A 16630-nucleotide genomic window follows, 5' to 3' on the forward strand; every position below is an offset into this window, starting at 1 on the left:
GAGCCTGGGGGGAGGCCGGACGTTGGCTGGGAGCGTGGGTGGTGCGGGGCGCCGGTCGGGTTCGCGGGCGGCGGTGCGGCGCGGGCGTGGACGTGTTTTGGTTCCCGGGCCGCGGGCAGGTAGCCTGCTTCGAGCCGATCGGCCTCGGTGCAGCGACCCCTCGTGGGCGGGTGCGGAGGCGAGAGGTCTTGGAGACGTCGCATAGTCAGGTCTAGTGCGCGGCCCTGCTAAGGCCGTGACGGGGCAACCCGTCCGTGGGTTCAAATCCCACCGTCTCCGCTGTACCAGTCATGCTGCTAAATGTGGCGCGTTAAGATACTCGGCGATAAGCACTGGCATAGTTTGGTGCCTCACGTGATCGTCGGGGGCCCGACTGGCAGATGGTGTTCGCTGCCAAGCATTTCAATCCAAACTCGGGAAACCTGAGCGTACGGGCGCAGTTGCTTTCGGGCCGACCCAAGCGGTTTCGCGACGGTATGTGACGGGGCTCGATGGTCGTTCCAGATGAGGACTTGCGCTTACACGCCGATACTATGCGCGTCCTTTCGGGGCTTCAGGGTTCCGTGGCGTCCGAGCGCCGTGACTCAATCGTCGCCACTCTTTCCAACGAGTACGCCCGAAAAGTCACGGAACGGGTTTCGACCCCAGATGATCGGCGCGACTTCAATCGCCAATGCGATGAGATGCTCGACCTGGCGCAGAGGGACCTCCGAGCGGTGATCGAACGCATCCCGGCGCGACCACTTCTCGGCGTCCCTCTTTTGCTCGGGCAATCGGTCTATCGTCGCCGTCAGCTGTCGCCCGCACCCAACGCCTACGCCACTGAGATCGAGTTGCTCGCGGCGGGTCCGTTAAGCGCGAGTGATCGTGACGTAAGTGCGGCCGATATCAAGGCGTCGATCCACGCACTTCAGCTCGCACGCAGAATCACGATCTTGCAGAGTCTCCGCGGCCGGGATGACGACATGGGCGAAGGTGTCGAATCTTATTTCGCCCATGCCGCTTCATTCCTTCGGGGTAGATTCTACGGAGCGTTCGATCAGCGAGTTATGAACTTGCTTCGGAAGAGGTTACTTCACGCGGGAGTCGAGGCGCCCGAATTAACTGGTCTGACGAGGCTCGCGCAGGAATTCCTCGCAGAATGGTCGCCGGCATTTCGGGAACTCCATAGCTTAGCGGACTCGAACGTGGCGCTTCGCTTATGCCTTCTTGACGCTGGGATTCTGGACGGAGGTCGTCGATTAGCTGATTCCACTTCGTTACTGGAGATGCTCGGGCCGCTTATTGACCATCTCTGGGTCGACCGGGACAAGTTATCTGAGCCCCGATCAGATGTTCCGGGGCGCAACTATTGGCTCGATAGAATCTGTTTTGATGTTGACAAGGCGCCCGAGTCCGTCGACCCTGACCGAGCCGTCTACTTACCTATCGCGGTCGATGGGCGTCAAATGTTGTTGGTCGGGCCTCACCGATTAAACACAGATGTCACAGAACTGGTGAATCGCATCTGGTCGGCGGAACATGGCCAAGCGTATTATCGGGCTCGAGGGGAGGTCGCCGAGGAGGTCGCATGGTCGATCCTGATCGCCCAGCCCGGGGCTCGGGGAGTGCGCGGAGGAATGTACCGAGCGACGGATGGAGAGCAGTGTGAGAGCGACGGGGCCGTGCTTATTGGTGGAACGCTCTTCGTGGTGGAGGCGAAGGGCGGGTTCGTGTCGCGTGCTGCCAGGTCCGGTTCGCTCGAAGGGGCTCGTTCGGACCTTAATCAGACGGTTTCGGAGGCCTACTTCCAAGCTACGCGACTTCTCCGCACGTTAGCTCACGAAGGTGTAGTCGAACTTCGGGTTCGCGGCCAAGCTTTTCGACTCCTGGCAAAAGCTGTAGATCGTGTCTTTGTCTTAATCCCAACAGCTGATGACATGAGTGCTGTCTCTACCCGGACTGCGGATCTCGGACGTTCAGGCTACCTCCCCCAAGGCGTTTCCCCGGCAGTGATAGCCTCCCAGGACCTGTTGATGATTTCGGAGCTAACGCGCGGCGCTCTCGGATTTGTCAGCTACTTCGCTTTCCGCGAGGAACTTCTTTCTGCGCGTCCGCAACTACTTGTCGCCGACGAGTCCGAGATACTCGGGGGCTTCGTGAGTGGCGTCGACTTTGTGGCTCACGTCGAGCGTCACGCTTCAGAGGATGAGTTCGGAGCGATCGTTGCAGACGCCACACTGCAGAGGCATGTCGATCGGTGGCTAGGAGAGCGCTATGAAAATGGCTCGGAGGAACCGCCCCCGGGGCGCCATGTAAACGTAGTCGCCGATGCTATCGAGCGCCTCGCCGCGTGGAGTATTCCGATGGCGCTGCAGGCCAACCTGGCCTCACGCGAGGCGGGGTCTTTTGCGCTCAAGGCCGACAGCACAACCGGCGTCTGCGTCAGCGGCAACGGCGAGATACGCGCCGTCCCGGTCGTCGGTGTCTATCGGTCTCGTGACCGCTTCTCGAATTCGATTGTGCGGTCGGAAGAAGGCAAAAGTTGGCAGACCTGGGTGGTATCGACGCCTCGACATGGGCCTCCTACTCTTGCCAAGGTGAACCGCCGGCCGTCCGTGCTGGGCGACGTTCTGGCGTGGAATTCTCTCGTTATGTCACAGGTTGTGACCGATTGGTACTTGAAGTTTCAAGAGCGTCGTGGAAAAAATTACGATACGGCGAGAGTGCAAGTTCTGTCCGACCTTGGGCTCCCACCGAGCGTCTGCATTGGCCTGGTCCGTGCCGGGCTAGACGGCGTGGTTCTAAAGAGTGTTGCTCAGGGTGCGCCCAAAGAGTTTGCATCTAACGTCGCACTAAATGACCTAAGTAAGGTCGTAGATAGGGCATATTTAGAGCGTGCTCCCGCCGCCGCGGCAGATGCGATCTCGATTGGCTTTGCTAACTCGCTGCGCGGCCGTCAGATCGCAGAGGTGCTCGAGCTGACGCTTAAATCGCCACTCTCGACGGAGATGGCTGTTCAACAAGTGATTGAAAATTCTCCGAAGGTCCGCGGCATCCAAGAGGCGCTAGCCGAAGTGTGCGCGAAGTTTCCTGCGGAGGTGGAGCGGGCTGCAAGCGGCGAGGATGGGGCCCGCAATTTCCTTACGGGGAAGCTGGCCGCAGAACTGGTTCCACCTCGGCCCCCTTTTGCCGACTTGCTCGACGTCGTTCGGGAAAAATTCTCTCCTGTCGAAGTCGACGCACCAAATATATCAGTGCAACCCCGTGCGCGGTAGTCGTCGGACGGTAGCGAGGCGACGTCAGGCGACCTGCGATGCTGACTGCGGGATTGCGATGACGGAGCGGGTTCACTGACTCGCGGGTACTCCCGAGTTCTGCGCAGCGCCGCCGAGTTCGCGAGCAGAGCCCAGCAAGGTCGGCACCTCAAGGGCGCGGCGTGGCCGACATACTCACGGGTATTGTAAATATGTCCGTCTTCACGGCCGAGCGGGCGGGGATCCTCGGGGACGCGGGCGCCGTCGCTGTCATGGCGATGGAGCGCGTACCCGCCGAAATCCGTGCTGAGGGCGGCGTCTTGCGCATGAGCGACCCAAACATGACCGATGAGATCATCGCCACCATCTCGATCGCCGGGATAGCCACGGCGCGCATCGGCCACTTCGCGAGGCGCATCTGGTGCAGTGCCTCGACGTCGACGAGTCTGAGGTGCTGACCCCGGCCGGCTACTTCCACCACATCGAGTAGTGGGCTTTCACCGGTCCTCTCGTCTGCGGCGGGACCGACTTTGTCCCGGCCATGCGCCTCATCGTCGAGGGCACTGCGATGATCCGCTTCAAGGGTGAGGTCGGGACCGGCGACGTCTCCACCTCTACCACCCACTCGCGGACCATCCGCGGCGAGCTGCGCCGCCTGACCTCACTGTCCGAGGACGAGCCCACGGCCATCGAGAAGCTGCTGCGTGCGCGTCTACGACCTCGTAGAGCCGCTGCAGGACGCTCTCCGCGGCGGACTCCCGACCCTAGGCACGTTCGTCGGCATGATCGTGCTCGGCAACGGGATCGCCGCCGCCGCTCCCGACCAGCGCGGCGTGGGAGGCATCGAGATGGTCGTGCGCCGCAACGCCTGCGGTCGCCAGGTGTACTCGTTCGAGATGAGTCCCGTGGCTCCCGGCCTCCCTCCCGCAGGCGCATCGGGGAGAGATGTGGTGAGCTGCTTGCATGCCAGTTGACTCAGTGCTCGAGGCGAGGATTCGTAGCGAAATCATCGCGCAGGTCATGGCGCGAGCGGAGGGTAGCGGTGGATTCCTGACGCGTGCTGAGTTGCTCGACTGGCGTGTCGACGGCAGCCGGATGCCTGTGATCGACTACTCCCGCGGTATTCGGAACCCGGCGGAGTTTTCGTCCACCCTCTCCATTGTGAGCGCGGCAGGCGGGCCGTACGACGACGTCGAGTCCCCGGAGGACGGGCTGCTCCACTACTCGTATCGCAAGGGCGACCCCTGGTCCGGGGACAACCGGAAGCTCCGCAACGCGCTCGAGACGGGGATGCCTTTGATCCTCTTCCGGAAGGAGATGCCCAACGTCCTTACACCGGTCGCCCCTGTCTACGTCGTCGATGACGAGCCCGAGAACAGCTGCTTCATCATCGCCCTGGACGAGGCGTTCCGGTTTCTGCCTCGCGGGGCCGCGATGTCAGCCGACCAGAAGCGCTACGCGTTGCGGCTCGCGAAGCAGCGCCTGCACCAGCCAGCCTTCCGCACCCGGGTGCTCGTCGCATACGACACCAGGTGCACGGTCTGCTCGCTCCGTCACCCCGCGCTCCTCGATGCTGCTCACATCTTGGCTGATAGCGACCCGCGGAGCCTGCCTACGGTGACCAACGGTCTGTCGATGTGCAAGATCCATCACGCTGCCTTCGACCAAGGCATGCTCGGAGTGACGCCGGACTATCGTGTCCGGATTTCTACCGCTGTGCTCGAGGAGGTCGACGGCCCCATGCTGAAGCACGGCATTCAGGCCATGGAGGGCATCACTCTGCGACTCCCGAGGCAGGCTGCGAGCCATCCGGACCGTGACCTCCTAGCCGAGCGCTTCGAGGTCTTCGCGCGCCGCCTCTAGACCGCACCACCCTGGCCGCCCCACCCCGCGCCGTCGTACGGTGAACGCTCCCGCCGAGCCACCAGGAGCACCCATGTCGCGCACCTCCCGCCGCGCCGTCACCCGTCGTCCCAGCGCCCCGCTCGCCCCCGAGGCGCCGAAGCGGAGCAGGCTCAGCCGCACGGTCCGCGCGCTCGGCCAGATCGCGATGGGCGCGGCGATGGTCGGCGCCGGCACGGCGCACCTCACCGTCGCGCGCGAGGAGTTCCAGGCCCAGGTGCCGGACTGGTTCCCGGCGGATCCCGACGCCGTCGTGCTCGTCTCCGGGGTGGCCGAGATCGCGCTCGGCAGCCTGATGCTCACGGTGTGGAAGCAGCCGGCCCGCAGCCGCGTCGGCAAGCTGCTCGCGCTGTTCTTCGTCGTGATCTTCCCCGGCAACGTCGCGCAGTTCCTCGAGGCGAAGGACGGGTTCGGCCTCGACACCGACGCCAAGCGCCTCGCCCGCCTCCCGTTCCAGGCCGTGCTCATCGCCTGGGCGCTGTTCACCACCAAGCGTCCCAAGGGCTGAGCGAGAGCTGCTCGATGCCGCGAGAGCACGGGGACTCCCCGACCCCTCGCCCCTGCCCGATGTGCGGCCTGCCCGGGGCGGGCACGGCCGACCGCCCGCGGGAGGTCTGCGACGACTGCCGCGCCTCCGCCCGATGCGCCCACGACCGACCCGTCACCGGCCAGAACACCCGGTTCACGGCGATGGGGATCACCGTCTGGCACGACGACCGCACCGAGTGCGTCTCCGCGATCGGCAGCGGTCGCGTCTGGGTCGACGGCCACGAGTGCCGCATCGTGACGACCAGGGCGGGCGGCGTCGCCGTCGAGACGACCGGGTAGACGGCGCGGCGCGCGGCCGCCACGCTCGTGCCCGGGTACGAGGGCGACGTCGGGGTCGAGGTGCCCTGACGACCAGCGCCGTGTGCCACCAACCGTGGTGAGCGTTCACATACGCTGATCCCATGACACTGGCGTCTCCCCTCACCGCGGGCCGCATCGCGGTCACCGGCTCCTCCGGCAAGCTCGGCGGCTACACCGTCGCGGACCTCGCGGAGGCGGGGTACGACGTCGTCGCGCTCGACGTCGCGCCCGCACCGCCCGCGGTGCGCGAGGCCTCGGTGGCCGCGCTCGCCGTCGACCTGACCGACCTCGGCCAGGTGGTCGACGCGCTCGAGGGGTGCGACGGCGTCGTCCACCTCGCGAACATCCCCGCGCCGGGGCTGCGGCCCGAGGGCGTCACGTTCACGACCAACGTCGCGATGAACCAGGCCGTCTTCTCGGCGGCCCGCACCCTCGGGCTGCGCCGCGTGGTGTGGGCGTCCAGCGAGACCACGCTCGGTCTGCCGCTGGACACCCCGCCCTGGTACGCGCCGATCGACGAGGCGCACTTCCCGCGGCCGGAGAGCACGTACGCGCTGTCCAAGGTCGTGACCGAGCAGATGGCAGCCACGTACGCGCGCTGGACCGGGGTGAGCCACGTGGGCCTGCGGTTCTCCAACGTCATGACGATCCAGGACTACCGCGACCTCTTCCCGCCGGCGTGGGACGACCCGGCCGCCCGCCGCTGGAACCTGTGGAGCTACATCGACGCGCGCGACGCCGCCACCGCGTGCAGGGCGGGCCTCGTCGCGTCCGAGGAGTCGCTGGGAGGCGCGGGCAGCGCGCCCAACGTGATCATCGCGGCGGCCGACACGTGCATGCGCCGCGACTCGGCCGAGCTGCTGGCGGAGGAGTTCCCCGGCGTCGAGCTGCGCCGCGAGGTGCGCGGGACGCAGTCGCTGTTCGACATCTCGGCCGCCGAGCGCGTCCTGGGGTGGCGGCCGGAGCACTCGTGGCGGGACGAGGGGGACGCACTCATCTGAGGTGACGACGCCGCCCCTGACCCGGGGTTCCGGATCAGAGGCGGCGTCGTCACGGGGCGGGCCGCAGCCGGTCAGCCGACCGCCGCGAACCCGGCCTCGACGTAGCGGTACAGGAACGCCGCCATCGCGTCACGGTTGATCGGATTCACGGGGCGGTAGATCGCCGTCCCGTCGTTGCCGAGCCACCCGGTGGCGATCCCCTCCGCCACGAGCCACGTGATCTCGTCGTAGAACTGCGTCGACGGCGTCACGTCGGTGAAGGGCGAGGTCGACGGCGCGGTGAACGCCGGCGAGTCCGCCATCCGGTAGAGGAACGCCGCCATCGCGTCACGTCCGATGGGCTCGAGCGGACGGAACGAGACCGTCCCGTCGCCGTTGTCCCATCCGGTGGAGATCCCCTCGTCGTAGAGCCAGGCGATCTCGTCGTAGAACTGGTTGTTGGTGTCCACGTCTGAGAACGGCGACACGGTGGGGGCCGTGTAGTCGTCGTCGCCGGCGAGACGGAACAGGAATGCCGCCATCGCATCACGGGCGATCGGGGTCACGGGCCGGAACTCGAACGTCCCGTCACCCCGGTCCCACCCGGTGGAGATCTCGTTCTCGGCCAGCCAGGTGATCTCACGCTCGAACTGCGTCCCCGCGGGGACGTCCACGAACGTGCGCGGCTGCGGCTCGGGGTCGACCGGTGCGTCCGCCCGCACGGGCGAGACCGAGATCCGGTCGACGATCGGCGCCTCGACCGCCCGCAGGTTGAACCCCAGCGGCCAGGTGTCGGAGGCGAAGGTCTCCCCGTCCCAGTTCGGGAGCTCCTGGGCCGAGATCGCGATGGTGTTCGCGCCCTCGGTCAGGTCGAGGACGACGGTGCGCTCCCAGAAGTTGTTCTCGTGGAACGTCGGCACGAACATCTCGCGCTGGACGTCGCCGCCGTTCACCCGGATGTCGGCGTGCCGCCCCATGGGGTTGGGGTTGTAGTGCGAGGCGGGCACCTGCTCGGGGTTGGAGAAGCGGAACACCACCGCGTGGGCGCCGTCCTGCGTCGCCTCGACGTCGAACGTCAGGGTGTTGTCGTTGCCCTGCTCGCCGCCGATGCCGCTGACGGCCTTCCCGCCGTCGGCCAGCGACAGGTCGACGACGGCGGCACTCCCCCGAGGCGCGCGTCCTCGGCCTGGTACTGCGTGACGGGGAGCGCGTCGCGGCCGGGCGAGACCACGAGCCGGTCGAGCACGAGCCCCGAGCCGGTACCCGTCACGACGATCTTGTTCACGCCACCGTCGAGGTGCGCGGCGACCTCCTGGGCGTCGGCCAGGTCGAGGACCTCGCGGCCGTTGACCCAGAGCTGCCCCTGGCCGGGGCCGTGCAGCTGCGCGGTGAGCGTCGCCTCGGCGTTCTGCTCGCCGTAGACCCAGAACGTCGCCGAGTCGTCGGCGCCCAGGCGCACGGTGCCGGCACCCGAGACGTCACCGGCGGAGGCGCCGGCGGGCACGGTGTACTGCGCCCGGGCCCCGTCGAGCGAGGCGTGCTCGGCCTCGTACACGGCGCTGTCGGCGTTCTCGGAGGCGAGCCCAAGCGTGATGCGGTCGACGATCGCATCACCCACGGTGCCCCGCTGCCCGTCCAGGCTGCGGGCGGCCAGCCGGATCGTGTGCGTCCCGGCGGTCAGGTCGACCGTGGTGGACGTGGAGTCCCACACCACCCACTTGTAGCCCAGGGGCAGGTGGATCTCCTGCTCCTGCGCGCCGTCGACGCTCACGAAGATGTTCGTCGGACCCTGCTCCGTCACCCGGGCGAAGGTGTTGAGCGTGCTGGAGAAGACCGACAGGTCGTAGGTGCCGTCGGCCGGCACCTCCACGTCGAAGTCGAGCGTGACGTCGGACCCGGTCCGCAGCCCGCCGACGTTGAAGCCGCCCGAGGTGAAGAACCCCGCGACGTTCGTCTCGCTGCCCTCGGGGCCGTTGACGCTGTAGCCCGCGCCGGTGCCGCGCGCCTCCTCGGCCTCGTAGCTCGCCTCCCACTCCAGCGGATCGGCGGCGGTGCTCCCCCGACGCCGGCCGGGGTCAGGACGACCTCGTAGGCGGAGGACTCGGTCAGCTCCGGGAGCTGAGCACCCCCGAAGTCGAGCGTGACCGCGCCGTCGGTGACGTCGGCGGTGAACTCCGCGAGGTGCCGCGGCTGGGCGGAGTCGCCCAGCTGGCCCGTCCACGGGATCTCTCGCACGGTCGCGCGCACCTGGGACCCGAACACGTCAGCCGGGATGTTGACGACGTCGACCGGGGCCGCGCCGTCCGCACCGCCCATGATGACCTTCGCCCGGGCGTTGTCCGGGTCCATCGTCGCCAGACCCTGCAGCGAGTAGTTCTCACCGGGCGACGGCGGCGTCACCTCGACGGTGTGCCCGCTCATCTGGGAGTAGGCGTTGTACAGCCACCACTGCCCGTTGCCGCGGTTGCTCTGGACGGCCGAGTCGGACAGGTTCCCGTTCAGGTTCCAGAACGCGATCATCGCGTCGACCTTCGTGTCCTCGATCGCGGAGATCCACTGGATCATCTGACCGGGGACGGAGGTGTGGTAATTGAACGCGTACTCGTTGATGTTGATGGGCAGCTCCGTACCCTCCCACGCGGTGCCCTCGAAGACCCCGGCCTCCCAGCCGCGGAAGCGTTCGACCGAGCCGCGGATCGTCTGCGGGTCGGACAGCTCGTGCCACGTGATGATGTCGGGCACTGTGTCCGAGGCCACCGTGTGCTCGAGGAAGCCCTCGACCTGGTTGAACAGGATGCTGGTGCCCGGTCCGGCGATACGCATGTCCGGGAAGCGCGCCTTGATCGTGCGGTAGGTCTCGTCCCAGTGCCGGAAGTAGTCCGTGGGGTCGTCCAGCCAGCTCGTGCCGTCGTAGCTCCAGCGACCGGTGCCGTGCGTGTTCCCCTCGGGCTCGTTGAACGGCTCGATGACCAGGTCCTCGAGCTGCTCGGCCGGCACGGTGGCGATGAGGTCGAGCTGCTCCTCGAGCGTCACCTTGAAGTCGGCGTAGCGCTCCTCGGGGGTGTCGCCCGGCCACTCGTACGGGAAGCCCCGGTAGTAGTCGACGATGCGCATGTAGACGTCGCCGCCGGTGCTCTGCGACAGCTGCTCGAGCACCTCGAGACCGTCGGAGCCGGGGTGCTGCGCGCCGTCCTGGGCCTTGGTGGCGATGCTGCGCACGCCCATGCCCTCGATGAGGTTGTCCGTCGGCATGCCATCGGCGTACAGGCCGTAGAGCAGGCCCGAGGCGCCGCCGAGGAACTCCCCGGTGTCGGTGCCGAGGTCGACCTTGAGCTCACCGCGGTGCACGGTGACCTCGGCGGTCACGGGCGTGCCGGACGCGTCGCCGTCGACCGTGAACGTGCCCGAGGTCGCCAGCTGCGCGGGGTCGACGGCGTCCCATGTGACCCGGACGTCGCGGTCGTACCCGTCGCTGAACCGACCGGTCAGGTGTGAAGGCAGGGTCGGCTGGGTGCCGATGGTGGTGCGGACCTCGGCGGTCGTCTCGGTCAGGCCGACGAGCGAGGGCAGCTCGCCGTCGACGAGCGCGGCGACCTGCTCGGCGTCGAGCGCCTCGTGGTAGATCGCGACGTCGTCGAGCGCTCCCTTGAAACGCGGGTCGGAGTAGAAGGAGCGGCCGAGGTACCCGGCGCCCGTGGCCGCCTGGGTCAGGAGCTCGGCGGCACTGATCTGCGTGCTGCGGGCCGAGACCTCCACGCCGTCGAGGTAGGTGACGACCTCGTCGGCCGTGGTGTCGAGCGTCGTCGTGAGCGTCACCCAGCGCTCGCGCGGGAGCGCCGCCGACCCCGTCACCTGAGACTCGCCGCCGCCACCGTTCGCCGTCACGGCGGTCCGGAGCTGGCCGCTGCCGGAGGAGGGGGTGCTGAACAGGTAGCGCGTGTTGTCACTGCCGAGCCCGTAGATCCACTGCCAGCTCCCACCGTCGCCGTCCCAGCTGACGCGGGTGGAGACGGTCAGGTCGGTGGCGCCCTCGAGCGCGCCGCGCGGCAGGGTGACGTAACCGCCGTCAGCCCCTCCGGGGAGCCGGAGGGCCCGGCCCTCGTCGGAGTCGACGACCGACGTCGAGCCGGAGATCGTGCCGTCGAGCTCGTTGCCGGAGCTGTCGGGGACGGTGGTTCCCTCGATGTCGTCCATCGAGTAGTGCAGGTGTGCCTGGGGTGGTGCGTCCTGGTCGGGTGCCGCGTGGGCGATCCCCGCCATCCCGGCCACCCCGGTCAGCGCGAGGGCCGAGGCGAGGGTGAACGAGGTGGTGCGGGCGCCACGCCTGGGGCGTGATCCGGTCATGGTTTCTGGCCTTTCGGTCGACACACGCGTGTGCGTGCGCTCGGACGTCCTTGTTCGAGCAGCCACCTCGTCGGCGGCGGGTCGTGCTCCTTCCTCGTGGGCGATCCGCCGTGTCCTGGGCGGGTCAGGTGGTCGGCCGGACGGGGAGGAAGACGCGCATCGCGGTCGGCCCCCGTTCGGCCCACCGGTGGTAGGGGGTGAGGCGGACCCAGTCGGCGCGCTCGGCGTCGTCCGTGACCGGCGGCGGAGGCGTCGGCAGGTAGGGCATCGGGTGAGCGGAGTCGGACGGGCCGCCATGCGCGGGGCCGAGGAGACGGACCTCGACCCCGTGGCCGTCGACGGCGCTGCGCGGGCCGGCCGTGGCGTCGACCTGGACGTCGTCGAGAGCCAGGTCCGTCGGCAGCTCCAGGGACTCAAGGCAGTGCACGAGGGGACCCACCTCCACCGCGACGGTGCCGCGTACCGCGTCGATCCGGGGGTCCGGCCAGGTCAGGCGAGGCGTCAGCGGGAGCGTGAGGGTCACCGTGTCGCCCGCTCCCATCGTCGGGAGCGCGACGGCGATCCCGGGCTCGACCGGATGCGGCGAGGCGCCGGGCCGGCCGAGCGTCGCGGTGTCGCTCCACCGCGGCACCCGGACCCGCAGCGCACCCGCGGCGGGCGGTGTCTCGAGCACCGTGACGGTGACGGTGGAGTCGTCCGGGTAGCTCGTGTCGACCTGCAGCCGCAGGCGCCCCTGCTCGAGCTCGACGTCGACCTCGCCCGCGGCGTACTGCAGGAGCGTGACGCCCCCTGGCTCGACGGCGACGGCGTAGCTCTGCCACGAGGCGAGCGTGCGCGCGACGTTGGTCGGGCAGCACGACACGTCGAACCACGGTGCGCGCACCCCTCCCTCGGCGCGCGGGTTCTCGGCGTCGGCCTCGACGTCCGAACCGGCCGAGCGCTGGTGGAGCGGGTTGGAGTAGAAGAAGGCCCGCCCGTCGGCCCGCGGCGAGACGGCGACGACGTTGAAGAGGACGCGCTCGACGAGGTCGGCGTACTTCACGTCCCCGGTCTGCAGGTAGAGGCGCCACGAGACCATGACGGCGCCCACACCGGCGCACGTCTCGCAGTACGCACGGTCGGCCGGGAGCTCGAAGTCCTCGCCGAACCCCTCGTCCTGGTGGCGGGAGCCCATCCCACCGGTCAGGTACGTGCGTCGGGCGACGACGGCGTCCCACTGGCGCGCGACGGCGTCCAGGAGCTCGGTGTCACCCCGCTCGGACGCGACGTCGACGGCACCGGCGGCGAGGTAGAGCGCCCGGACCGCGTGCCCGGACCACGTGTGCGCCTCCCGGAGCGGGACGTCGTCCTGGAAGTAGGCCGAGCTCAGCAGCGGGATCGGTCGCAGCGTCCCGTGACCGCGGCGTTCGACGAACAGCGCGGCCTGCTCGAGGTAGCGCGGCTCGTCGAGCGCCCGTCCGAGCTCCGCCAGCGCGGTCTCGATCTCGGGGTGACCGCACAGTCCTGCCCGACCCGACGGTCCGAACTCCGCGCAGACCTGGTCGGCGGCCCTCCTCGCGGCCGTCACGAGCGCGTCCTCACCGCGTGTGCGCACCCGGGCGACGGCGGCCTGCAGGAGGTGGCCGGTGCAGTAGAGCTCGTGGCCCTCCTCGAGGTCGCCGTAGCGCGGCCGCTGGCCGGCGTGGCCGAAGCGGGTGTTGAGGTAGCCGTCGTCGTCCTGGGCGGCGACGACACGCGTGACGAGGTCGTCGTAGAGGTCCTCGAGCTCGGGGGTCGGGGCGTGCCCTAGCTGCCAGGCGATCGCCTCGAGCAGCTTGTAGATCTCGGAGTCGGCGAACTGCCAGCCGCGGGCCGCTCGGTCCGCCGTCGTGCCCCGCGCGACGGAGTCGAAGTTCGCGATCCAGCCCAGCCGCTCCATCCACGCGTGGCAGTGCTGGATCGAGGCGGCCGCGTTGACCTGCTGGCGCCGGCCCCAGAATCCGTCGGCGAGGGTGTACTCGCCGACCCCGAGGCCGCGGCGAGGTCCCGGGGGCTGGACGGGACGGGCCGAGGCCCCGGTCCCGGGCGCGACGGACGTGGCGGTGGTGGTGGTCATGAAGAGGGGTCTCAATCCTTGACGGCGCCGGCCGTGACCCCGGCGGCGACGTAGCGCTGCGCGAGGATCAGGAGGACGGCGGCGGGAACGGAGGCCACCACGGCGGTCGCCATGATCGCGTTCCACTGGGTCGTGTTGTTGCCGATGTAGTTGAAGATCCCGAGCGTGATCGGGATGAGGTCGCCGTTGCGGTTCAGGGTGGAGGCGAAGATGAAGTCCGACCACGCCCACAGGAACGCGAAGAGCGCCACGGTGATCGTGGAGTTCCGGCTCAGGGGCAGCACGATGGCCGTGAACGTCCGCCACGCACCCGCGCCGTCGACCCTGGCGGCCTGGAGCATCTCGCGCGGCAGGCCGGCCATGAACGCGGTGTAGAGGAGGACGGCGAACGGCACGGCGATGGTGGAGTTCGCCACGATCAGGCCGGGGATCGTGTTGAGGAGCCCGAGCCGCACGTAGATCGCGTAGAACCCCATGGCCATCACGACGGCGGGGATCATCTGCGCCACGAGCAGCAGGAACGTCAACGTGGTGCGGCCGCGCAACCGCAGCAGTCCGAGGGAGTACCCGGCCGGTGCCGCGATGAGCACCGTCAGCGCCACGCAGCCGAAGCCGATGAGCAGCGACGTCCCGAGCGCGGGCAGCTGCTGCCTGAGCACCGCCTCGTAGCCGTCCAGCGTCAGGTTCACCGGGAACAGGTGCGGGGGTTGCGGCGCAGGTCGCTGGTCTGCGTCAGGGAGACGTTCACCATCCAGTAGACGGGGAACAGCATCAGGGCGGTGAAGACGACGCCGAGCGCGGTCTTCCACCAGCGGCGGGTGGCGGTCATGACTCCTCCTGACGTCGCTGGAACCGCAGGTGCAGGAAGCCGAAGACGAGGGCAATGACGATCAGCAGGTTGCCGACGGCGGCCGCGGGGAGAAGTCGGGGCGTCCCGTCCCGAACGCCTCGCGGTAGGACCAGACGGCGAGCGTCACCGAGGAGTTCGCCGGCCCGCCGGTCGTCATGATCCAGATGACGTCGACGACCTTGAGCGTGTAGATCAGACCGAGGAGAAGCGTGATGGCCGAGACCGGGCGCAGCAGCGGGAGCGTGATCTCACGGAACGTGCGAGCCGGTCCGGCGCCGTCCAGCGAGGCCGCCTCGTAGATGTCGCCGGGGATGTTCTGGAGACCGGCGTAGAGGATGACGAGGTTGAACGGGATCCCGAGCCAGATGTTGGCGATGATGACGGCCGTGAGGGCGTGGTCGGGCGAGGTCAGCCAGTTGATCCCGTCACCGCCGAGCGCGCGCAGCAGCGAGTTGATCAGGCCGTTGTCGCTGTTCATCATCCACGACCAGGTCGACGCCGAGACGATGAGGGGCAGCAGCCACGGCACGAGGAACATCGCTCGCAGCGTGTTCGAGAGGCGGAAGCTGCCCCGGAAGAACACGGCCAGGGCCAGTCCGACCGTGTACTGCACGGCGATCGACACGACCGTGAAGATCACGGTGTTCGTCAGCGCGGTGACGAAGATGGGTGAGGCGAAGACGTCCGCGTAGTTCGCGAACCCGACGAAGTCGGCGTCGCCCTGCACGAAGGCCCGCACGTTGTAGTCGTGCACGCTGAGATCGATGTTGCGCCACAGCGGGTAGGCGTAGAAGAAGCCCAGGTAGGCGAGGAGCGGCGCAGCGAAACCGAGCGCCGTCCACTGCGTGGCGCTGACACGCCGGCGCCGGGGGACGGGCCGTGGTGCAGCGGCGCGCACCGGCGACAACGCGCTCTCGGCGGCTCTGGTGGTGGTGGTGGTCATGATCCCTCCATCTCGACCCCGGGCCGGTGCCGCCCGAACGAGCGGGCGGCACCGGACCTGGTCGCTGATCAGTCGACGGCGGGCGCTGCGGCCTGGGCGGCCTCGAGGGCCTCCTGCGGGGTCGACGCCCCGGAGATCGCGCTCTGGACGGCGGTCCACAGCTGCTCGGAGATCTCCGGGTACTCCACGCCCAGCCCGTCGCTCGTGCGCCCCTGGGCGGTGCGGACGGCGTCGACCCAGGTGTCCAGCTCGGGGAGCTCGGCGAGGAGCTGGTCCTGGCCCTCCTCGGTGGGCGGGACGTAGTAGGCGAACGTGGTCGCCGTCTCGACGAAGCCCTCGGGGGTGGTCATGCACTCGACGATCTGGCGCGTGACGTCGTAGCGCGCCTCGTCGTCCTGGACGGGAGCGACGATGAACTCGCCGCCGGTCGGCGCGGGGGCGTTGCCGCCGTCGCGCGCCGGGAGAGCGATCACCCCGGTCTCGAAGCCGGCCTCAGCGGCGCTGTTGACCTGCCACGTGCCGTTCTCGGCGAAGGCGAACTCGCCCGTGAGGAACTCCTCCCAGACGGTGTTCTGGGAGTTGTTGATGACGGACTGGGGTGCGTACCCGGCGTCGATCCAGTCGACCCAGAGCTGGAGCGCCTCGACGGCCTCGGGCGAGTCGAGCTGCTTCAGGTCGGCGCCGGCTCCCCAGAACCAGGGCAGGAACTGGAAGGAGCCCTCCTCGGTGCCGATACCGGCGAACGTGATGCCACGCGAGCCGGCGGCGTCGACCTGCTCGAGCGCGCTCGTGAGGGACGCCCAGTCGGTGATCGACGCCGGGTCGACACCCGCGGCGGAGAGGATGTCGGCGTTGTAGTACAGGGCGAGCGTGTTGGCGCCGATCGGGATGCCGTACGCCTCGCCGTCGAGCTCTCCGGCCGCGAGGAGGTTCGGGTCGATGTCACCCGTGTCGAGCCCGAACTCGTCCACCGTGGTGAGCATCCCGGTCTCGGCCAGCGTGGAGACCGCCGGGTTGTCGATGAGGATGACGTCGGGTGAGGTGCCCTCCTGCGCCGACAGCAGGGCCTGGTTCGTGAGGGCCGTGGTGTCGTAGGCCGTGCGGTTGATGGTGACGCCGGCCTCGGTGCCGCACGCCTGGACGCGCTGGTCCCAGTCCGACCCCGCCTCGTGCTGGGGGTAGGGGTCCCACCAGGTGTAGCTGTCGCTCGACCCGCCGCCGCTCGTCGGGTCGGCGTCGTCCCCTCCGCCGGAGCAGGCGGCGACGACGACGAGTGCCGCGCACGCGACCGCGGCCGCGGCGGTGCGGCCGTGCCGGTGGGTGTTCAGGTGCCTCATGTGTTCCTCCTCGAACAGTGCCGACGTGTGTCGGATGGGGGCTGCTGGATGCAGGTGTGGGTGGGAGACCCGCGAGGGTGCGCGGGCCTGAGTG

At 68.7% G+C, this 16630-nt stretch carries 14 protein-coding genes, 1 tRNA gene and 1 pseudogene; 8 read left to right on the forward strand and 8 right to left on the reverse strand.

The features are described from left to right. Positions 1 to 190: 190 nt before the first annotated feature. The 8 genes and pseudogenes from QQK22_RS16715 to QQK22_RS16745 all read left to right on the forward strand — a co-directional run bounded on the left by QQK22_RS16715 (position 191) and on the right by QQK22_RS16745 (position 6988). A tRNA-Ser gene (locus QQK22_RS16715) sits at positions 191 to 279 on the forward strand. Positions 280 to 563: 284 nt separating this feature from the next. Continuing rightward, positions 564 to 3257 carry a hypothetical protein gene (locus QQK22_RS16720; RefSeq protein ID WP_284252261.1) on the forward strand — a complete coding sequence of 898 codons (2694 nt, stop codon included), beginning with the start codon at positions 564 to 566 and terminating at the stop codon, positions 3255 to 3257. A gap of 191 nt (positions 3258 to 3448) precedes the next feature. Next, positions 3449 to 3984 (forward strand): annotated as a pseudogene (locus QQK22_RS16725) (beta/alpha barrel domain-containing protein); the annotation flags it as partial. Then, positions 3941 to 4210 (forward strand): type 1 glutamine amidotransferase family protein, encoded by a 270-nt coding sequence (locus QQK22_RS19450; protein ID WP_431310173.1) that lies wholly within the window; start codon positions 3941 to 3943, stop codon positions 4208 to 4210. The pseudogene QQK22_RS16725 and the gene QQK22_RS19450, both read left to right, overlap by 44 nt. Continuing rightward, a complete protein-coding gene (locus tag QQK22_RS16730; RefSeq protein WP_284252264.1) occupies positions 4200 to 5099 on the forward strand; it encodes an HNH endonuclease in 900 nt (299 codons plus the stop codon). The genes QQK22_RS19450 and QQK22_RS16730 overlap by 11 nt, the downstream gene beginning before the upstream one ends. 73 nt (positions 5100 to 5172) lie before the next feature. Then, positions 5173 to 5646 (forward strand): DoxX family protein, encoded by a 474-nt coding sequence (locus QQK22_RS16735; RefSeq protein ID WP_284252265.1) that lies wholly within the window; start codon positions 5173 to 5175, stop codon positions 5644 to 5646. 14 nt (positions 5647 to 5660) lie between these two features. Continuing rightward, positions 5661 to 5966: a hypothetical protein gene (locus QQK22_RS16740; protein ID WP_284252267.1), complete on the forward strand. Its 306-nt coding sequence runs from the start codon at positions 5661 to 5663 to the stop codon at positions 5964 to 5966. A 122-nt stretch (positions 5967 to 6088) separates the two neighbouring features. Then, the gene (locus tag QQK22_RS16745; protein ID WP_284252269.1) at positions 6089 to 6988 is read left to right on the forward strand and encodes an NAD-dependent epimerase/dehydratase family protein; all 900 of its coding nucleotides are present in this window, start codon (positions 6089 to 6091) and stop codon (positions 6986 to 6988) included. Positions 6989 to 7059: 71 nt separating this feature from the next. On the opposite strand, the gene QQK22_RS16750 is transcribed toward QQK22_RS16745, so the two are convergent. The 8 genes from QQK22_RS16750 to QQK22_RS16785 form a co-directional block, all read right to left on the reverse strand. Beyond that, positions 7060 to 8004, reverse strand: a complete 945-nt coding sequence (locus tag QQK22_RS16750; RefSeq protein WP_284252270.1) for an S-layer homology domain-containing protein — start codon at positions 8002 to 8004, stop codon at positions 7060 to 7062. A gap of 38 nt (positions 8005 to 8042) precedes the next feature. After that, the gene (locus QQK22_RS16755; protein ID WP_284252272.1) at positions 8043 to 8837 is read right to left on the reverse strand and encodes a carbohydrate-binding protein; all 795 of its coding nucleotides are present in this window, start codon (positions 8835 to 8837) and stop codon (positions 8043 to 8045) included. Beyond that, on the reverse strand, positions 8765 to 11311 hold the full coding sequence (locus QQK22_RS16760) for a LamG-like jellyroll fold domain-containing protein (RefSeq protein WP_284252274.1): 2547 nt from the start codon (positions 11309 to 11311) through the stop codon (positions 8765 to 8767). Before QQK22_RS16760 ends, QQK22_RS16755 begins: the two co-directional genes overlap by 73 nt. Before the next feature lie 124 nt (positions 11312 to 11435). After that, positions 11436 to 13406, reverse strand: a complete 1971-nt coding sequence (locus tag QQK22_RS16765; protein ID WP_284252276.1) for a glycoside hydrolase family 127 protein — start codon at positions 13404 to 13406, stop codon at positions 11436 to 11438. 11 nt (positions 13407 to 13417) lie between these two features. Next, positions 13418 to 14095 (reverse strand): carbohydrate ABC transporter permease, encoded by a 678-nt coding sequence (locus tag QQK22_RS16770; protein WP_284252278.1) that lies wholly within the window; start codon positions 14093 to 14095, stop codon positions 13418 to 13420. Beyond that, a complete protein-coding gene (locus tag QQK22_RS16775; protein ID WP_284252280.1) occupies positions 14092 to 14235 on the reverse strand; it encodes a hypothetical protein in 144 nt (47 codons plus the stop codon). The genes QQK22_RS16770 and QQK22_RS16775 overlap by 4 nt, the downstream gene beginning before the upstream one ends. Positions 14236 to 14296: 61 nt before the next feature. Further along, complete coding sequence (locus tag QQK22_RS16780; RefSeq protein ID WP_284252282.1) at positions 14297 to 15199, reverse strand: carbohydrate ABC transporter permease; 903 nt, start codon at positions 15197 to 15199, stop codon at positions 14297 to 14299. Positions 15200 to 15267: 68 nt separating this feature from the next. Further along, complete coding sequence (locus QQK22_RS16785; protein ID WP_284252284.1) at positions 15268 to 16536, reverse strand: sugar ABC transporter substrate-binding protein; 1269 nt, start codon at positions 16534 to 16536, stop codon at positions 15268 to 15270. Between the last annotated feature and the right edge of the window lie 94 nt (positions 16537 to 16630).

It is taken from the genome of Litorihabitans aurantiacus (genome assembly GCF_030161595.1).
GTDB classification, from domain to species: Bacteria; Actinomycetota; Actinomycetes; order Actinomycetales; family Beutenbergiaceae; genus Litorihabitans; species Litorihabitans aurantiacus.